Below are 19,610 nucleotides of genomic sequence, written 5' to 3'. Positions count from 1 at the left end.
GGGGCAATCGAGTGGTGGTGTCACAGGCGGGACCTTCCCTTCTCCCACAGCGGAGAAGGGAAGGAGCTCAGGCGGCCTCGTCCGTGATGGCGCGGCTGAGGCGGCGGACTTCCTCGTCGTTGAGCAGGCCGCCGGCGCGCAGCAGGCTGGCGAAGCGGCCATTGCGCATCGACAATTCGGCGAAGCCACCCATTTCGACCACCTTGCCCTTGTCCATGAACACGACCAGATCGGCATCTCGAACGGTGGTCAGGCGGTGGGCGATGATGAAGGTGGTGCGGCCGCGCCGCAATTCGTCGATCGCTTCCTTGACACGGTCTTCCGTCTCGACATCGAGCGCGCTGGTCGCTTCGTCGAGCACCAGGATGGGCGAATCCTTCAGCACGGCGCGCGCGATCGCGATACGCTGGCGCTCGCCGCCCGAAAGTTGTCCGCCGCGTTCGCCGACGACCGTGTCGTAGCCGTTGCTCTTCGACAGGATGAAATCCTGCGCGGCGGCGGCATTGGCGGCGGCGTGGACCTCATCATAGGTCGCCTCGGCGCGCCCGACGCGGATATTGTCCTCGATCGAGCGGTTGAGCAGGCCCGCATCCTGGAACACGGTGGCGATCGAGTGGCGCAGCGACTTGCGGGTCACAGTGCGGGTATCGATGCCATCGATCAGGATACGGCCGCTGGACGGTGCAAAGACGCGCTGCAAAAGATTGATGAGCGTGGTCTTGCCTGCGCCCGTCGGACCGACGATGGCCACGGTCTGGCCGGCACGGACCTCGAACGACACATCGTTCACGCCCTGCCCCGAATTGGCGAATTCGAAGCTGACGTTTTCAAAACGCACATGACCAGTGACGTTGCCGAGGTCGCGCAAACCGTCCGGCTCGGCGGCGTCGGCCGCGGAGTCCTCAAGGCGATAAAATTCCTCGAGCTTGGCCCTGGCTTCCGAAATCTGGTTGGCGAAGGCTGACATCTGGTCAAGCCGGGCGATCAGCAGCGTGGCAAAGCCGGTAAAGGCGATGACGTCACCGATACGCAGTTGGCCATGCATGACCAGATAGGAGCCGATCAACAGCACGACCATCATCGAAATGGTTGACGACAGGCGGTGCAGGGCGTTGGCCAGTGCCCACCAGTCGAGCACCGGATACTGGGCATCAAGCAGATTCTTGACATAGCGCTTCAAGGCGTCGGTCTCGTGGCCGATGCGATTGTAGCTCTGCAGCACGGCGACATTGCTGACCGAGTCGCTCACATGCGCGAACACCTGGTGAAAATGCCGCTCCACGGACGCCTGGCCTTCCCTGGTACGACGCATCACCAGCCGCCCGATTCCGACATAGAGCGCGCCCAGCGCCAGCAGGACCATCGACATGCGAACATCCATGCTGAGCGCCGTCGGCACCAGCAGAACCAGTGCGACGACAGTGGACAAATGCTGCCTCATGAACTCGAGCCAGAGGCTGAACAGGGTCTCGACCGCGCGCAGAAGCGTATGCAGGGAATTGGAGGTGCCGCGCTGATGATGCCAAGCAAGCGGCATGGTGATCACGCGCTCGAATGACTGGCAAAGAACCTCGCTGCGTCGTGCATGGGCAAAGCGGTCCGCACCGCGCGCCACCAGAACGAAGGCGACGACGTTGAAGACGCCGATACCGGCCCATACGGCGAGCGTCGAAAAGACCGAGCCGCCGTCCGAAATAGCATCGATCACCCGTCCGAACATGATCGGCTCAAGGATGGCGATAATGGCCAGCGCGACATTCGCCCCGCAGATAAACGCTACGCGTTTCCTGTCGGCAGCGAGATAACCAAGCGCTCTCCAGTAGATCTGCAGAAGGGACACTTCAGCTACTCCGGCAAATTGTTATTGTGCACTGCATCATTTTCTACACGTACCCGTTGACGTGTCGCGAAACAATGCTCGTGTACCCCTTCAGTTCCCAATTCGCGAACAAAAGATGGCGACGCTGCGAAATCTGTCGTGATCGCCTAACGGTTTGAGAAAAAAGGTAAAATGTCAGTCCTGCGGCAAAATCGTGGCAGGCTGCAAGCACTGCCGCAGTTTTAATCAGCAACTGGTCATGTACGAATCCCTAAAGCCTGCATCGGCTTTTGGGAAAGCTCATGCGCAATAGAATTTCTAGAGCAATCTTAAACAACGCGTATCCACAAGACGTGCAAAAACGCTAAAATGCTTGGAACTACGCCGGTATCCTGACGACCACCTCAGCCTTATCGCCGGCGTTCGGTTCGAAAGACGAAGCCTTCGTCTTTTTACCATCTACCTCTAGCGAGATGGCTTTGACCTTGGCGTCGCGGACGACGCGAACCCTGAGTTCGGCCCCCAGTACCTTGAGCGTTGCTGTATAACCATCCCAATGGCTGGGGAGTTTCGGCCTGAACTGAATGCGCTCGCCCCTGCGCTCAATGCCAAGGATGCCCTCGACCGCCGCGCGATAAAGCCAGCCGGCCGAGCCGGTATACCAGGTCCAGCCACCGCGGCCGCCCTTGCCTTGCCCGGCGTAGACGTCGGCCGCGACGACATAAGGCTCGACGCGGTAGTGCTCGGCAGCGGTCTCGTCGAGCGCGTGGTTGACTGGGTTGAGCATCGAGAGACAACGGTAGGCGTCGTCGGTGCGCCCCATTTCGGCGAGCGCAATGACGAACCATGTCGCCGCGTGGGTGTACTGGCCGCCGTTTTCACGGACACCTGGCGGGTAGCTCTTGATGTAGCCTGGGTTCTGTTCCGTCCTGGAGAAGGGCGGGGTGAAAAGCTTGACGATCTTGAGCTCGTCGTCGACAAGCATTTTCATCGCCTGCTGCATCGCCGTCGTCGACCGCGCCGGATCGCCCTCGCCCGACAGCACGCTCCACGACTGGGCAATCGAGTCGATCTTGCACTCCTGCGAACCGCGCGACCCCAGCGGCGTGCCGTCGTCGAAGCTGCCGCGACGATACCATTCACCATCCCAGGCCGTGCTTTCCAGCGCCCGCTTCAGCACGGCGGCGTGTTTTGTCCAGGCTTGCGCGCGCTTGGTATCGCCTTCCGCCTTGGCGACAGGTGCAAAGTCGCCGAGCGTCTTCAGCAGGAACCAGCCCAGCCAGACGCTCTCGCCCTTACCGTGCTCGCCGACACGGTTCATGCCGTCGTTCCAGTCGCCTCCGAGGATCAGCGGCAATCCGGCAGGGCTGCTGCGCTTGATGGCAAGGTCAAGTGCGCGCGCGCAATGATCATAGAGTGAAGCGGTCTTCTTCGAGATCTCCGGGGTGAAGAAGGCGTCGTGCTCGCCTTCTTCCAACGGCGGCCCGTCGATGAAGGGCAATTGTTCCCTGAGGATCGCGGTATCGCCGGTCACCTGCAAGTAGTGTGCCGTGGCATGGGCGAGCCAGACCACGTCGTCGGAAATCATGGTGCGGACGCCTGCCTCGGTTCGTGGCAGCCACCAATGCTGCACGTCGCCTTCGGGGAATTGCCGGCGCGCCGCGTTGAGGATCTGGTCGCGCGCCAGTTTCGGGTCGTGGACAAGCAGGGCCAGCGTGTCCTGCAACTGATCGCGGAAGCCAAAGGCGCCGCTCGCCTGGTAAAACGCCGAACGGGCGCGGATGCGGCAGGCGAGGCTCTGATAGGGCAGCCAGTGGTTGACCATGGCGTTGAGCGCCTTGTCCGGCGTCTCGACCTGGATGGTGTCGAGAAACCCTCGCCAGGTGCGTTCATTGTCAGTGAGCCGCTGATCGAAATCCTTGCTGCGATGATGCTGTACCAGCGCGCTGGCTTCCTCGGCAGAGGCTGCATCGCCGAGCAGCCAGAGCAGCGTCACGTCGCCGCCGGCAGGGATGTCGACGTCGCGTGCAATTGCAGCACAAGGATCGTCGCCGGCCTCGACGCGGTCCGACAGGCTGGCGCCGCTGAGCACGGCATGCGGAAGTTCGCTGGAGCCATGCCGGCCGATGAACTCGCCGCGGTCGGCCGTCACAGAATGCGCCGCTCCGTCGGCGGCCAGGAAGGCGACCCGCTCGCTGAAGTCGAGCCCGTAGGGATTTTGGGCCAGCAAGGCGCCCGTCGCTGCATCCCTGGACGGAACGATGGTCGCCGCCGTGCGCGAACGATGGCTGCCAAGGACCCATTCCGCGTAGGCATAGACGCGCAGGCGCGCCGGCACGGAACCCGAATTCTGGATGCGCAATCGGGAGATTTTCACCGGATCGACGGGATCCACCACATGGGTAAGGTCCATCGACAGCGGCCCGTGCTTCGAACGGAAGGTCGAAAAACCCTGCCCGTGCCATGTTTCGTAGGGCATGCTGGGATCGCGCACCACCGCCGCCAGCGGTGAGAACGCCCGGCCGCTGGCATGATCGTAAATATAGATGCCCTCGCCGGGCCGGTTGGAGACCGGGTCGTTCGCCCACGGCGTCAGTTGATAGTCGCGGCTGTTTCGGCTCCAGGTGAAGGCCGCGCCTTCAGCCGAAACATGGAAACCGAACAAGGGATTGGAGATGACGTTGATCCAGGGCTGCGGCGTCGTGCGCCGGCCAGCAAGACGCACGACATAGTGGCGTCCGTCGCCCTCGAAGCCGCCAAAACCGTTCCACTGATTGAGCCCGCTGCCGTCGACAGTGCCTTCGATTGAAGCCTGGGCAGCCCATGGCTGCGGCACCGGCAAAGACGGTTCACGAAGCGTTACGGCACCCGCCGGCTGCAACGCGTCTCGCGCTTGCAGCGCAGCGGCCTCGGCGCGCTCGATCTGATCGAAGATGGTGCCGTTGCGCGTGTGCAGAACGACGCGGGCGACGGCGAGCAGCGTCTTGTAGGTCGCCTCGTCCATCAGGTCGCGGCGCAGCGCGAAGATGTGCTGGCGGGGTCCTAGCTCCTTACCGCGCAAACGGCTGTTCTCGCACAGCGTCTCGACCGCCCGTTGCAGATCCTGCACGTAGGATGAAGCCTGCTCGTTGACGACGACAAAGTCGATCATCATGCCGCGGGCGCGCATATATTCCTGGAAGCGGAGCGCCTGGGCGACGATTTCGAGGTCGGCGACATCGCCGATCCTGACCAGGAAAATCGGAAAGTCGCCGGATATGCTGGTCGGCCACAGACTGGACTGCTTACCGAGCCCGGAGGCGATCGATTCGGCCGGAAGGCGCAGGAACGGATCGGGATAGATCAGATAGCGCGCCAGATTCTGCACATTGGCGGCATCGGCAAGGCTGAGGCCGAGATGACGGGTCTGCACTTGCGAGCGGGTCCAGGCGAGCATCGCCTGGCGGGCGAAAGCTTCCGGATGATCGAGCCGCGCAATGGCATCTTCGAGTTCGGCACGATTGGCGCCGACGGCAGTCCAGAAGGTCAGCGATATCTTCTTGTTGGCCGGCACGCGCACCTGTCGGCGAAGTGCTGCGACCGGATCCAGCGTGAAGCCGGAATGGCCGCCAAGCTTGGCGCCGGGATCGAAGGCGGCGGCCTCGGTAATGGTGCGGCCGCGGCCGATGAAGGCGCGCCGGTCGGTTTCGGCCTCGGCGTCGCGCGTCGACCCAGACGGGTCGGTGACGAAATGCACCAAGGTGACATCAGGCTCGTCCGTTTCCCGCTTGCGTCTCGTGGCGAAGATCGCGCCGTTGTTCGCAGCGATTTCGGTTTCCACGAACATTTTCGAGAACGCCGGATGCGCGTTGTCGGATGCCTCGGAGCCCAGCACCAGCTCGGCAAAGGAAGTCACTTCGATATGCCGGTCGACCGGACCGTCATTGTAGAGCGTCACCCGCCGGCCTTCGCCGTTTCCTTCCGAGATGACGATGCATTCGACCTCCGAACGCAGTGGTCCCACCGATTTGACGAAGCTCGCCTTGTCATCGGAGAACAGCGTCTGCACCTCTTCGTTGGCGGCACGCTTCGGCTCGGCGGTGGCCGACCACCAGTCGCCGGTGCCGGAGTCGCGCAGGAAGATATAGGAGCCAAGCCGATCCTCGGTCGGATCCGGCTGCCAGCGCGTGACGGCAAGCTCGCCCCAGCGACTATAGCCGGAGCCGGTTGCGGTAACCATGACCGAGTAGCGGCCATTGGACATGACGCTGGTCGAACGCAGCGCCTTGAGCGGGTTGAGCACGATGCGCGTATCGGGGCTCTCGACTTCCGTTTCGTCCTTCGACCGTTCGTCGGCCTCGGTCCTGACGGTGGCGGTCGGGATGTCGCGCGGCGCTCTTTCCTGCAGCAGCAACTCGGCCGACTCGATCACCGGATCACTGTGGAAACGGTCGCGCAGGCGTCCTTCGAAGATGGCGTCGGCAACGGCGGCGATCGACATGCCGGAATGGTGGGCCATGTAGTTCAGCACGACGACATGGTCGGTGCCCTCCGGCACGCGCTGCGGCGTGAAATCGACCGCGTCGTAGAAGCCGTGCCGGCCAAGGGCGCCGAGCCGCCTCAGCCTGGCCAGGTTCTGCACCGATTCACGCGGGGTGAACTGCGCCGCCAGCACGGTCGCATAAGGCGCAATCACCGTGTTCTGGCCAAGACCTCGCTTCAGGCCGAGCCCAGGCACGCCGAAATTGGTGTACTGGTAGGTCAGTTCGCGGTCGCGGGCGTTGTAGGCCGCTTCCGAAATCCCCCAGGGCACGTTCTTCGAGCGACCGTACTGGATTTGGCGTTTGATGATGAGCTTGCTGGTCTGATTGAGGATGCTGCCCTGCGGCTCCTTCATCACCAGCGGCGGCATCAGATACTCGAACATCGAGCCGGACCAGGACATCAGCGCGCCCTTGAACCCGATCTCCACGATCGGCCGGCCGAGGTGGAACCAATGCTCCGTCGGCAGATCGCCCTTGGCTATGGCGAACAGGCTGGTCAGCCGCGCCTCGGAAGCCAGGAGGTCGTAGCAGCTTTCGTCGAGCTGATGCTCCTCGACCCGGTAGCCGATCGACAGGAGCTTGCGTTCCTTCCTCATAAGGAAGGAGAAATCCATCTCGAAGGCGAAGCGGCGCGTGCGCTCGCGCAACGAAAGAAGCTTGGCCCGCAGCGCTTCGACGGCACTGTCGTCGCTATGCGCGTCGTGGACATGCGCTTCGCAGGTGGCTTCCAGTCTCGCCGCCCAGTCGGCGATTATGTCGCTCTGCGTCGATGCGGCCTCGGTATGGATAGCGATGGCGAGCTTGCGGATCTCGCCAGCCAGAACGGCCAGGTTGATGGTGCGGATCGACGCCATCTCGGGCTGTGCCTTGATCGATTCAACCGCGCGCCGCATGCCGTCGAGGCGATCGGCGAGTCGCTGGCGCAACGGCCGCAACTGGCGGCGGTCGTCAGGCAACTCCGCCAGGCTTTCGTCGAGGATCGTCACCGTATCGAGAATACCCTCGAAGTCGCCCTGAAGGTGGACTGCAGGCGCTTCCGCCCATTCGGCGCAGGCTGCCGCCACCGCCACCAGATGGCCGGCGAGATTGCCGCTATCGACGGCGGAAATGTAGAGCGGGTAGAGCGGCTTCAGCGTCGTCGTATCATACCAGTTGAAGAGATGGCCGCGCTCACGCGGCATGCTCTCGATGGTAGACATCGTGGCGTCGATGCGCGCGGCGGCGTCGGACAGGCTGATCCAGCCGAAATCGCGGGCCGAAACCACCGACAGGAGATAAACGCCGATGTTGGTCGGCGAGGTGCGGGGCGCCACGACAGGCGCCGGACTTTCCTGAAAATTGTCGGGCGGCAGATTGTGATGCTCGGCCGTTACGAAGGTCTCGAAATAATGCCATGTGCGCCGCGCAACCGTGCGCAGCGCATGGATGTCGGCCGCCGATATGCGCAAACGGTCCTCGGTTTCGGCCGAGCGGCTGATAAAGAAAGCGAAGGCCGGCGAGCCGATCCAGAACAGCGCGAAAAAGAAGGCGACGAAAGCTCCGGTGGAATCGGCCACAACCGGGATGGCGAGGCCGACGACGCCGACAATCACCGCGCCATACATCATGCCGTAATAGGAGCCGAGATCGTTGTCGCCGTTCTTGTGAGCCTGCGAGGCAGTGCGCCATTCGAGCAGGTTCTTTCGGCTGACGAACAGGCGGTAGAGCGTGCGAATGATGGCATCGCCCATCATCCAGGCGAGATGCGCCATCAGCACGATCTTCAGAGCCACCAGGGCGGTGCCGAAGACAACGTCGCGCGCCAGCGCCGAGAAATGGCCGCGCGGCGTCTGGTCGCCGCTTTTCGGCAAGATGGCGTGGACGATGTCGAATGTCGGCGCCATGAACAGTGTGAGGATTAGCAGCGCCTGCCATTGCGCGGCCTGCGTGAAAGGCAGCAGCGTCCAGCCGGCGATCGCCGCCATCACCCAGAAGATCGGCGTCAGCGAGCGGCGCAGATTGTCGACCATCTTCCAGCGCGACAGCGCCGGCACGCCGGAGCGCGGATCGAGAATGAAGCCCAGAAGCTGCCAGTCGCCGCGTGCCCAGCGATGGTGGCGCGACGCGTCGACCGAATAGCGGGTCGGATAGTCCTCGACCAGTTCGACGTCCGTGACCAGCGCCGCACGTGCCAAGGCGCCTTCGAGCAGATCGTGGCTGAGGATGGTGTTTTCGTCGATGCGGCCCTTCAGCGCCGCTTCGAAGGCGTCGACATGATAGAGGCCCTTGCCGGTGAAGGAGCCGTCGCCGAAGACGTCCTGATAAATATCCGAGACGGCAAAGACATAGGGATCGAGGCCGCGATTGGCGGAAAAGACCCGCTGGAAGAAGGATGCGTCGTCGCCGCTGGTCAGCGAGGCGGTGATGCGCGGCTGCAGGATGGTGTAGCCGGCGGTGACAACGCGCTTTGCCGCATCATAGTGCGGGCGGTTGAGCGGATGGCAAAGCTTGCCAACCAAACTGGCGACGGCATCGCGGGTGGTGCGCGTGTCGGCGTCCAGCGTCATCACATGAATGACGTTTTCAGGCAACGGGACATCCAGCGGCAGAAAGGTGGTGTCACTGTCACCGCGCAGCAGAAGGTTCAGTTCGTGCAGCTTGCCGCGCTTGCGTTCCCAGCCCATCCAGGCGCCCTGGGATTCATTGTAGAGCCGCCGGCGATGCAGGACGTAGAAACGCGGCGCGCCTTCGCTGGGATAGCGGGCGTTCAGCCGTGCGATCTCGTCGCGAGCATATTGGAGGATCTCAATATCCGCAGCATCGATTTCGGTTTTGCTGTCCGGCCAGTCCGAAAGCAGAGCGAAATGGATTTCGTCCGCCGTGTTGGCCAGGTGATGCACTTCGATATTGCGGATGTTCTCCTCGACGTCGTCGCGCGAGCCGATCAGCGACGGCACCACTACCAGCGTGCGGGCCTCGGGCGGCATGCCGCGTCTGTAGTCGTAGCCGACGAGGCGCGTGGGCTTCAGGAACAACGATACGACAGTGTTGAAGAAGGCAAGCGCGCCTTCGCTGGCCGGCACGGCAAACAGCGCCAGCATCAAGGCGATCGACCCTATGGACAGGCCGAGGCTGGCAAGGGCGTTGCCGGAGAGAACCAGAAGCAGGACTGTCAGCGCGAACACCGGCAAGACAATGCCCAGCCATCCGGTCTTGCGGAACGCCCGTTTGATCGTAACGCTAACGGTCGGCCGATAGCCGATCGCCTTTTCCAGTTCGAGCCGGCGCGGCCCGACCAGAAAGAACCCGACGTCGGTGTGAGCGGTCGGACCGGTGCCGGTGATATCGGCGACAGCGGCATGGCCGGCGAGTTCGATCGCCTTTTCAGCAACGCGGAATTCAGAACGATCGGAGCGGCGCGCCATTTCCTCGATCGCGGTCCGGTACTGGTCGCGCGAGAAGAAATCGAGCGCGGCGAAATCGGTGCGCTCGCGCAGCAAGGTATCGATGCGGCTGACACCTTCGAACCAAACCGTCCAATCGATATCGTTGATAAGCCTGAGGCCGCGGATGATGTTGCCGGTGGTTACGTTGCCGCCGGACAGCGTGCGATGCTCGCTGATGATGATTTCCTCGGCATCCGAGCCGGACTTTTCAAGCTCGCCCTCCAGCCATTCCAGCGCCCTGCCGGCATTTTGCGACCCGTCGCGCAGGCGGTAGAGCAGTTGGGTGGCAAAGGTAGTGTCTTGTGCATGGGCGACGTAGTTCGACAAGATCGCCTGACGGTCGGTGCTGTCGTCGATCGCCAGCACGCGGTCAGCAACCTCGTTGGCAATCTGACGCATCTGACGGGTACGATTGACCCGGACCGCGATCCGGCGAAGATTTTCGATCAGAACGAAGCGCAGCAGCGATGGCAGCGCCCAGAGCTCGCCGATCTTCAGCGGCTCGACGGACTGAAAGCCTTCGACGATCGCCTTGAACATGGTCGCAGAGACGGAGCTGTCCGAATGCGCGACATAGGTCCAGGCCAGCGCAAGCGCGCGTGGCACGCTGGCGCCGTTGGACAGCTTCAGTGTCGGCAACTCCCGATAGAAACGGCGCGGCAGGTCGCGCTTGACCTGGAAGATGGTTTCCTCGACCAGATAGTTGTTGTCGAGCAGCCATTGCGCCGCCGGTGTGATCGTCTCGCCCCTCGCCTGCGCGGCATTGGTCGAGCGGTAGACTTCGAGAATCTTGCTGGCGCTGTCGCGGACGCGTGGCTGAAAGTCGAACGGCTCCAGGCCGAACAGATCCTTGACGTCACCCTTGGCGAGGCTTGTACCCAGCGTGCGCAGGCGCTCTTCCGGCAGGAAATTGGAGCGAATCGGCTCCTCTGTAATGGCCGGAAAGCCCGCGCTCGTCGTTTCCATTTGGGTGAGGGTCGTCTGAATATTCATTGAAAATTCCGTAGAGGGAGACGCAGAGCGGCGTCACCGCCACGGCAATGTCCCCAAAACCGATTCAAATGCAATTGGTTGCATCGAAACAAGGGCCGAAAGTTTGTTTTCGTACCACAACTTACAGACGAACCACCTCTCCCTCCCGCCGGGACTTGATCGACGGAAGGATTCGGGCTTTTTCGTGATCTGGGCTTGAGCTTACGGCATATTTCGCCGGTGTTGTGATCATGTTTCGAAACAGGCGTTAATCGTTTGCAGCAACGCGATCGATGCGGATCACGAACAGCGTCGCCGGTCGCGCAGGCTCCAGGCGCCACTTCAAGGCGTCCGGTCCGAGCAGCAGCGTATCGCGCTGTCCGATGCGGACAGGCGCCGCGCCGGCCACCGTGATCTCGTCGTCAAAACACAGGATGAGGGTAGTATCGGGCGCCGACCGGACATCTGTCGGGGCCGAGATCACCACGCGCTTGACGGCGTGGGTCATCCGTCCGCGCCGCGTCATGACGTTGAGATCGGTGATCGGACCGGCGATCAGCGCCGCTTGCGTCGGCACATCGGCCGGAAAGGAGAGCGGGGCGGAAGCTTTGGTCACCGTAGCCGCCGGGCGGCCGGCGATATCAAGGACAATCCCCTCGCCTTCCAACACGGCCAACGTTCGGTCCACTCCGGCAAACCCGGAGAATGGCCCGCCGCTTTCGACGCGCGCCATGGAGACGCGCCAGTCGAAATCGTCGAGCGCAGCACCTGCGGGCGAGACAGCGATTTCCGTCGTCACCCCGCCGCCGTTCTTCCACGGCATAGAGCGGTATTCGGCTGCCCGGAGAATGCGCAAGGCGCGGTTCAGCCGAGGATACCTGGCAGGTTGAGCTGGTGCTCCCTGGCGCAGTCGATGGCGAGGTCATAGCCGGCATCGGCGTGGCGCATGACGCCGGTTGCGGGGTCGTTCCACAGCACCCGCTCCAGGCGTTTGGCCGCTTCGCGGGTGCCATCGGCGACGATGACCATGCCGGCATGCTGCGAAAAACCCATGCCGACGCCACCGCCATGATGCAGCGATACCCAGGTTGCGCCAGAGGCCGTGTTGAGCAGCGCATTGAGCAATGGCCAGTCCGATACGGCGTCCGAGCCGTCCTTCATCGATTCCGTCTCGCGGTTCGGCGAGGCAACCGAGCCGGAATCGAGATGATCGCGGCCGATGACCACCGGCGCCTTGAGCTCGCCCTTCGCCACCATCTCGTTGAAGGCGAGGCCGAGCCGGTGGCGGTCGCCGAGACCGACCCAGCAGATGCGTGCCGGCAGACCCTGGAAGGCGATACGCTCGCGCGCCATGTCTAGCCAGTTGTGCAGGTGGGTGTTGCCGGGCGTCAATTCGCGCACTTTGGCGTCGGTCTTGTAGATGTCCTCGGGATCGCCTGAGAGGGCTGCCCAGCGAAACGGGCCTATGCCGCGGCAAAACAGCGGTCGGATATAGGCCGGTACGAAACCCGGGAAGGCAAAGGCGTTCTCGAACCCTTCCTCTTTCGCCACCTGACGGATGTTGTTGCCATAGTCGAGCGTCGGCACGCCGGCGTTCCAGAACGCCACCATCGCCTCGACATGTTCACGCATGGACGCGCGCGCTGCCTTTTCGACCGCCTTCGGGTCGCTGGTACGCTTCTCGCGCCATTCGGCGAGCGACCAGCCCTTGGGCAGATAGCCGTTGAGCGGATCATGCGCCGACGTCTGGTCGGTGACTAAGTCGGGGCGCACGCCACGCCGCACCAGTTCCGGAACGATGTCGGCGGTGTTGCCGACCAGACCGACCGATTTCGCCTCGCCGGCCCTGGTCCAGCGCTCGATCTTTTCCAGCGCCTCGTCGAGCGTGTCGGCGCGTTCGTCGACATAGCCGGTGCGCAGCCTGAAATCGATACGGTCGGGATCGCATTCGATCGCCAGGCAGCAGGCGCCGGCCATCACCGCGGCCAGCGGCTGGGCGCCGCCCATGCCGCCGAGGCCGCCGGTCAGGATCCATTTGCCCCTGAGATTGCCACCATAGTGCTGGCGGCCGGCCTCGACGAAAGTCTCGTAGGTGCCCTGGACGATGCCTTGCGTGCCGATGTAGATCCACGAGCCGGCCGTCATCTGGCCGTACATCATCAGGCCCTTCTTATCGAGCTCGTTGAATTTCTCCCATGTCGCCCAGTGCGGCACGAGGTTGGAATTGGCGATCAGCACGCGCGGCGCATCGGTGTGGGTGCGAAACACACCGACCGGCTTGCCCGACTGCACCAGCAGCGTCTCGTCATCTTCAAGCGTCTTCAGCGAGGCGACGATGCGATCAAAGTCGTTCCAGGTGCGCGCCGCCCGGCCGATGCCGCCATAGACGACCAGTTCGTTGGGGTTTTCGGCGACGTCGGGATCGAGATTGTTCATCAGCATGCGTAACGGCGCTTCCGTCAGCCAGGAACGTGCATTGAGCTCGCTGCCGCGCGGGCTGCGGACTTCGCGGATGTTATGACGAGGATCGGTCATGGCGTCACTTTTCCTTTCGAATGAGCTGCGCGGCGGAGCGTCAGCGCCCGGCCCAGGCAATCGCGTTTTCCAGGATCCGCTTCAGCGTGGCGCGGATCGGCGCCGCGAATGCGGGGTCGTAAGGCACCGGCCAATTATCGGGCGTCCCCTTGCCCTCGGGCTCGCGCATATAGCCGCGGTTGGACAGTTCCATCTGCAGCGCGTGGACGTTGTTCTGCGGCTGGCCGAAATGGCGCGTGATCCAGCCGCCCTTGAAGCGGCCGTTGACGACGTAGCTTTCGCCGGTCTCTGCGAGGATCTGGCCGACCATCGCCTGCAAGGCCGGATCGGCGCTCTTGCCGTCATTGGTGCCGAGATTGAACACCGGCAGCGTGCCTTCGAACAGGCGCGGCAGCACCGAACGGATCGAATGGCAGTCATAGACGACGATCTTCTGGTGCAGGGCGCGAAGCCTATCGATTTCGGCCTGCAAGGCGGCATGATAGGGCGTGAAGTATTTTTCGCGCCGTTCATCTACTTCCGAAGGTCCGGGCTCTTCGCCCTCGCGATAGAGCGGATCGCCGTCGAAGGTCTCGGTCGGGCACAGGCCGGTGGTCGTCTGGCCGGGGTAGAGCGAGGCGCCGGACGGATCGCGATTGACGTCGATGACGGTGCGCGAGATCGCGGTGTGGACGACAGTCGCGCCAAGGCCAGCTGCAAAGTCATAGAGCTTGTCGATCCACCAGTCGCAGTCGCGGCGACCTAGCCAGGGCGAAACCAGCCGGTCGTCAAGGCCGGCGAGATCGACGCCGGTATGCGGGATCGAGACCAGCAGGGGTGCGGTGCCGCGGGTGACGGTGAGCCAGGAAGGAGTGGTCATGAAAGAGCTCCACAAGTTGGAGTTCTACGGCGCCCCCCTCTGTCCTGCCGGACATCTCCCCCACTTGGGGGGTTCCGGCAGGACAGAGGGAGGCGCGAAGGAACTCGGCTTATCGAGGTGTGCGCAGTCACGACGCAATCCCCGGCAGTGCCACCGCGCCCGCTGCCTTCACGGCAGCGCCGCTGCGCACCATGGCAATGGCCTTTTCCATGTCGGGGTGGAAATGCCGATCATTGTCGAGATGCGGCACTTCGGCCCTGACCAGCCTGCGCACCGCTTCGAGCGGCGCACTCGATGCCAGCGGCGCATGGAAATCGCAGCCTTGCGCTGCAGCCAGCAATTCGATGCCGATGACGGCCGTCGCATTCTCGACCATGCCGATCAGCCGGCGCGCGCCATGCGCTGCCATCGAGACGTGGTCTTCCTGATTGGCAGAGGTCGGGATCGAATCGACGCTGGCCGGATAGGCCTTCTGCTTATTTTCCGAGACGAGTGCTGCCGCCGTCACCTGCGGGATCATGAAGCCGGAATTCAAGCCAGGCTTCGGCGTCAGGAAAGCCGGCATGCCGGACAGCGCCGGGTCGACGAGCATGGCAATGCGCCGTTCCGACAGCGAGCCGATCTCGCAGACGGCGAGCGCGATCATGTCGGCGGCGAAGGCCACCGGCTCGGCGTGGAAATTGCCGCCGGAAAGTGCTGTGTCGTCCTCGGCGAAGATCAGAGGATTGTCGGTGACGCCGTTGGCCTCGGTACCCAGCGTGTCGGCGGCCTGGCGCAGCACGCTGAGCGCCGCACCCATCACCTGCGGCTGGCAGCGGAGGCAGTACGGATCCTGCACGCGCTCGTCGCCGACCCGGTGCGATTCACGGATGGCGCTGCCGGCCATCAAATTGCGCAGCGCCTCTGCCGTCTCGATCTGGCCAGGATGCTTTCTGAGCAGATGGATGCGCGGATCGAAGGGGGCGTCGGAGCCCTTGGTGGCATCGGTCGAAAGCGCGCCGGCGACCAGCGCCGACTGATAAAGCACTTCAGCGTCGAACAGCGCGGCCAACGCGTAGGCGGTCGAGAACTGCGTGCCGTTGAGCAGCGCCAACCCCTCCTTGGCTCCAAGCGTGACCGGCTCCAGCCCGTGTGAGACAAAGGCAACCTTGGCCGGGAACCGGCCATGCGGGGTAAAGCACTCGCCGACGCCGATCATTACCGCCGTCATATGCGACAACGGAGCAAGGTCGCCGGAAGCGCCGACGGAGCCTTGCGCCGGAACCACTGGAATGACGTCGTTGGCCAGCATTGCTTCGAGCAGCTCAATGATCTGCGGCCGCACACCGGAGGCGCCCTGCGCCAGGCTGGCCAGCTTCAGCGCCATCATCAGCCGGGTGATCGCAACCGGCATCGGCTCGCCGACACCGGCGGCATGGGACAGCACGATGTTGCGTTGAAGTGTCTCGAGGTCGGCGGCGGGAATGCGGACGCTGGCCAATTTACCGAAACCGGTGTTGATGCCATAGACCGGCTCACCCCTGGCGACGATCCGCGCGACCGCTTCGGCGCTGGCCTTGATCTTCGGCCGGCAGGCAGCGTCCAGCTTCGGCACCGCGCCACGATAGATTTCGCGCCAGTCGGCCAGCGTTGTGTTGCCCGGCTTGAGTTTGAGTTGGCTCATTGTCCTCTCCAGATGCGGGCATGCAGCGGGTTGAAGCCCATGCGGTAGACGAGCTCGGCCGGGCGCTCGATATCCCAGATCGCCAAGTCGGCCGATTTTCCGACCTCCAGCGTGCCGGTTTTTCCGAGCAGTCCGAGCGCGCGAGCGGCCTCGCGAGTGACACCGGCAAGGCATTCGTCAACAGTCAGACCGAACAAAGTCGCCGCCATATTCATGGTCAGCAGCAGCGAGGTCAGCGGCGAGGTGCCGGGATTGCAATCGGTGGCGACCGCCATTTTGACGCCGTGCTGGCGAAACAGGCCGATCGGCGGCTTCTTGGTCTCGCGGATGAAATAATAGGCGCCGGGCAGGATCGTCGCCACGGTTCCTGCCTTCGCCATCGCCGCCGCACCCGCCTCGTCAGTGTATTCGAGATGGTCGGCCGACAGGGCGCCATAGCGCGCCGCAAGTTCGGCGCCGTGCAGATTGGACAGTTGGTCGGCATGGAGCTTGACCGGCAGGCCTGCTGCTTTCGCCGCGTCGAACACGCGAGAAATCTGCTCGGGCGAAAAGGCGATGCCTTCGCAAAACCCGTCGACGGCATCGGCGAGGCCCTCGGCAGCGACGGCCGGCAAAATCTCTTTTGCGACCAGGTCGATAAAAGCGTCCTTGTCGCCTTTGGCTTCGGGCGGCAGTGCATGAGCGCCGAGGAAGCTCGTCCTTACTGTTACTGGACGATGTTCGCCCAGGAGCCGCGCGGCACGCAGCGATTTCTTCTCGTTTTCGATGTCGAGCCCATAGCCCGACTTGACCTCGATGGTGGTGAGGCCTTCGGCGATCAGCGCATCGAGGCGCGGCAGCGACTGCGCAACCAGTTCGTGCTCGCTGGCAACACGCAGCGCCTTGACCGACGAGACGATGCCGCCGCCGGCCTTGGTGACCTCTTCATAGGTGGCGCCGGCCAACCGCATCTCGAATTCGTTGGCACGGTTGCCGGCATGAATCAGATGAGTATGGCAGTCGATCAGGCCGGGCGTGATCCAGCGGCCTTCGCAATCGACGACCTCGGCGTTCTGGCTGAACGGTGCCGGCATGTCGGCTTCCGGGCCGGCATAGACGATCAGGCCATCGCGCTCGGCGATCGCGCCGTCTTCGACGATACCCAGTCCGGCCGCGCTGTCAGCCATGGTCGCCAGACGCGCATTGCGCCAGAGGCGAATCTCCCCTGCCCGGCTTTTGCTCTCTCCAGCCATCATCTTTTCCGTTTCAATCGGCGCGATTATGTATATACATATTGAAACGCACTGCAAGTGGTATCATTGCACGGACACAGGGAATCGGAGAGAAAAACGTGACGGCGATCTTTGCGGAACAGGCGCTTCTGCCCGACGGCTGGCATTCCAATACCCGGATCGTCGTCAGTGAAGGGCGCATCGCCACGGTCGAGCCGAACACCGCATCCCGGCCCGGCGATGAACGCTATGCCACTCTCCTGCCAGGCATGCCGAACCTTCACAGCCACGCCTTCCAGCGCGGCATGGCCGGCCTTGCCGAGCTGCGCGGCCCTTCAGCCGACAGTTTCTGGAGCTGGCGCGAGGTGATGTACCGCTTCGCGCTGTCGATGACGCCGGACCAGGTCGAGGCGGTTGCCGCGCAGCTCTACGTCGAGATGCTGGAGGCTGGGTTCTCACGCGTCGGCGAGTTTCACTATCTGCATCACGACCGCGACGGCCAGCCCTACGCCAACATCGCCGAAATGGCCGAACGCATCACTGCCGCGGCTGCCGATACCGGCATCGGGCTGACGCTGCTGCCGGTCTTCTATGCCCATTCCTCCTTCGGCGGCGCTGCGCCGAATGAAGGCCAGCGGCGATTCATCAACGATGTGAATCGGTTCTCGCGGCTTGTTGAGAAATGCCGCGAATCCGTTCGCACCTTGAATCAGGGCGTCGTTGGTGTCGCCCCGCATAGTCTGCGCGCCGTGACGCCGGAGGAACTCGCCGCAGTTACCGCAATGACGCCGGACGGGCCGATCCACATCCATGTCGCCGAGCAAGTGAAGGAAGTCGAGGACTGCCTTGCCTGGTCCGGGGCGCGACCGGTCGAATGGCTTCTCGCCAATGCCAAGGTCGACAAAAGCTGGTGCCTGATCCACGCTACCCATACGACCGACACCGAAACAGCGGCCATGGCGAAAAGCGGGGCCATCGCCGGCCTCTGCCCAATCACAGAGGCCAATCTCGGCGACGGCACCTTTGCCGCGCCCCTGTTCACGCAACATGGCGGCCGCTTTGGCGTCGGGTCCGATTCCAACGTGCTGATCGGCCTGCCGGACGAATTGCGGCAGCTCGAATATTCGCAGCGCCTCGCCCACCGCGCCCGCAACCTGCTGGCGGTCGCCGGTGGTTCGACCGGCCGCGCATTGTTCGATGCAGCGCTCGACGGCGGCAGCGCGGCGCTTGGCACAGGCCCCTCGCGGATCGCCGCCGGTGCCTCAGCCGATTTCGTCTCGCTCGACGGCAAGCACCCGTCGCTTGCCGGCAAGACGGGCGATGCGGTGGTCGACGCCTGGATCTTCGCCAACGGTACCAAGGTCGATTGCGTCTGGGTTCATGGCAAGAAACTGGTCAGCGGCGGCAGGCACACAAGGCGCGATGCCGTTGCCGAGCGTTTTCGCAAGGTTATGACGGAACTCGCGGCGTGAGCATGACCGGAACAATGGACGTCGGCGAGCCTCTCTCGCTGCATCAGCGCATCCTGTCCGACATCAGCGAACGGATCCTGTCCGGCGCCTGGGCGCCCGGCCACCGTATTCCATTCGAGCACGAACTGTCGGCCGAGTACAAATGTTCACGCATGACGGTGAACAAGGCGCTGTCGCAGCTTGCCAAGGCCGGGCTTATCGAGCGCCGCCGCCGCTCCGGCAGTTTTGTCCGGCGGCCGCAGTCGCAAGCCGCGGTGCTGGAAATCCACGACATCAGGATCGAGGTCGAGGCGCTTGGCCTGCCCTATCGCTACGAGCGTGTGGCGCGACACAAAAGGCGCAGCAGTGCGGAGGATCGCGCCTTGCTGGAACTCGACGCTGCCGGACCTGTGCTGGCGCTGGAATGCCGGCATTTCGCCGGCCAGCGGCCGTTCGCCCACGAGCAGCGGCTAATCAACCTGGCCGCCGTGGCCGAGGCCGGCGACGAGGAATTTCTTGCCATCGCACCTGGGCCGTGGCTGATCGCCCGCGTGCCGTGGAGTGCCGCCGAGCACCGCATCCGCGCCATCGCCGCCGACAAATACATTGCGGCCGCACTCGATATCGCGGCCGGCGCACCGTGCCTGGTGGTCGAGCGGCGGACATGGAGCGCCGAGCACCCCGTCACCCATGTCCGTTTCACCTATGCGGCCGAGAACCACACGCTGGTCGCGCGGTTCACGCCCTCGCAGACCTAATCTGCGGCCTTATATGGCAGCGGTAACGATGATCTCGACCAGATATTCCGGCCCGGCAAGCTTGGCCTCGCCGGTGGCGCGGGCCGGGGTATGGCCCTGCGGCACCCACTTGTCCCATTCCGCGTTCATCTCTGCAAACGTGCTCATGTCGGCCAGCCAGATGATCGCCTGCAGGATCTTGGTCTTGTCGGTGCCTGCCTTGGCCAGCAACTCATCGATGGCCGCCAGGATGTCCCTGGTCTGGGCGCCGACGTTTCCGCCGGGTTCGCCGACCTGACCGGCCAGATAGACGGTGTTGCCGTGGATGACGATCTGGCTCATGCGCGGGCCAACATCGATGCGACGAATGCTCATGGGACGTTTCCTTCCTTTGTGGGTCGCGCCTCTTTAGAGT

At 63.5% G+C, this 19,610-nt stretch carries 10 protein-coding genes; 2 read left to right on the top strand and 8 right to left on the bottom strand.

What is annotated here, in order from left to right:
• Positions 1 to 67: 67 nt before the first annotated feature.
• From AC0L25_RS08840 to hutI, 7 genes are all read right to left on the bottom strand, one after another.
• Positions 68 to 1,840, bottom strand: coding sequence for a glucan ABC transporter ATP-binding protein/ permease (locus tag AC0L25_RS08840; protein WP_473595139.1), 1,773 nt, complete (start codon positions 1,838 to 1,840; stop codon positions 68 to 70).
• Between the two features lie 358 nt (positions 1,841 to 2,198).
• Entirely contained in the window at positions 2,199 to 10,760 is an 8,562-nt protein-coding gene (locus AC0L25_RS08835; protein ID WP_473595138.1) for a glycoside hydrolase family 94 protein, read from the bottom strand.
• Positions 10,761 to 11,007: 247 nt separating this feature from the next.
• Positions 11,008 to 11,595, bottom strand: a complete 588-nt coding sequence (locus tag AC0L25_RS08830; RefSeq protein WP_473595137.1) for a HutD/Ves family protein — start codon at positions 11,593 to 11,595, stop codon at positions 11,008 to 11,010.
• A gap of 8 nt (positions 11,596 to 11,603) precedes the next feature.
• A complete protein-coding gene (gene hutU / locus AC0L25_RS08825) occupies positions 11,604 to 13,274 on the bottom strand; it encodes a urocanate hydratase (protein WP_473595136.1) in 1,671 nt (556 codons plus the stop codon).
• 40 nt (positions 13,275 to 13,314) lie between these two features.
• Positions 13,315 to 14,133 (bottom strand): N-formylglutamate deformylase, encoded by an 819-nt coding sequence (gene hutG, locus AC0L25_RS08820; protein ID WP_473595135.1) that lies wholly within the window; start codon positions 14,131 to 14,133, stop codon positions 13,315 to 13,317.
• A 127-nt stretch (positions 14,134 to 14,260) separates the two neighbouring features.
• Complete coding sequence (hutH, locus tag AC0L25_RS08815) at positions 14,261 to 15,796, bottom strand: histidine ammonia-lyase (protein ID WP_473595134.1); 1,536 nt, start codon at positions 15,794 to 15,796, stop codon at positions 14,261 to 14,263.
• Entirely contained in the window at positions 15,793 to 17,028 is a 1,236-nt protein-coding gene (gene hutI, locus AC0L25_RS08810) for an imidazolonepropionase (protein ID WP_473595133.1), read from the bottom strand. The genes hutH and hutI overlap by 4 nt, the downstream gene beginning before the upstream one ends.
• Before the next feature lie 98 nt (positions 17,029 to 17,126).
• Between hutI and AC0L25_RS08805 the strand changes: the two genes are divergently transcribed.
• Together AC0L25_RS08805 and hutC are read left to right on the top strand one after the other, a co-directional pair.
• Positions 17,127 to 18,479, top strand: coding sequence for a formimidoylglutamate deiminase (locus AC0L25_RS08805; RefSeq protein ID WP_473595132.1), 1,353 nt, complete (start codon positions 17,127 to 17,129; stop codon positions 18,477 to 18,479).
• 2 nt (positions 18,480 to 18,481) lie between these two features.
• Entirely contained in the window at positions 18,482 to 19,216 is a 735-nt protein-coding gene (hutC, locus tag AC0L25_RS08800) for a histidine utilization repressor (RefSeq protein ID WP_473595131.1), read from the top strand.
• Positions 19,217 to 19,225: 9 nt separating this feature from the next.
• Here the strand turns inward: hutC and AC0L25_RS08795 are convergent, their stop codons facing one another.
• Positions 19,226 to 19,570, bottom strand: a complete 345-nt coding sequence (locus AC0L25_RS08795) for a RidA family protein (RefSeq protein ID WP_095496140.1) — start codon at positions 19,568 to 19,570, stop codon at positions 19,226 to 19,228.
• Positions 19,571 to 19,610 lie beyond the last annotated feature (40 nt).

This window comes from Mesorhizobium sp. WSM4813 (assembly GCF_055811555.1).
Note: the sequence above shows the minus strand (reverse complement) of the source record. Positions and strands in the feature narration are given on the sequence as shown.

Excerpts from the sequence above, each read along its gene's own strand:
- hutH (WP_473595134.1), bottom strand. The coding sequence starts at position 15,796 with ATGAGCCAACTCAAACTCAAGCCGGGCAACACAACGCTGGCCGACTGG.
- hutG (WP_473595135.1), bottom strand. The coding sequence starts at position 14,133 with ATGACCACTCCTTCCTGGCTCACCGTCACCCGCGGCACCGCACCCCTG.
- hutU (WP_473595136.1), bottom strand. The coding sequence starts at position 13,274 with ATGACCGATCCTCGTCATAACATCCGCGAAGTCCGCAGCCCGCGCGGC.
- hutI (WP_473595133.1), bottom strand. The coding sequence starts at position 17,028 with ATGGCTGGAGAGAGCAAAAGCCGGGCAGGGGAGATTCGCCTCTGGCGC.
- AC0L25_RS08835 (WP_473595138.1), bottom strand. The coding sequence starts at position 10,760 with ATGAATATTCAGACGACCCTCACCCAAATGGAAACGACGAGCGCGGGC.
- hutC (WP_473595131.1), top strand. The coding sequence starts at position 18,482 with ATGACCGGAACAATGGACGTCGGCGAGCCTCTCTCGCTGCATCAGCGC.
- AC0L25_RS08795 (WP_095496140.1), bottom strand. The coding sequence starts at position 19,570 with ATGAGCATTCGTCGCATCGATGTTGGCCCGCGCATGAGCCAGATCGTC.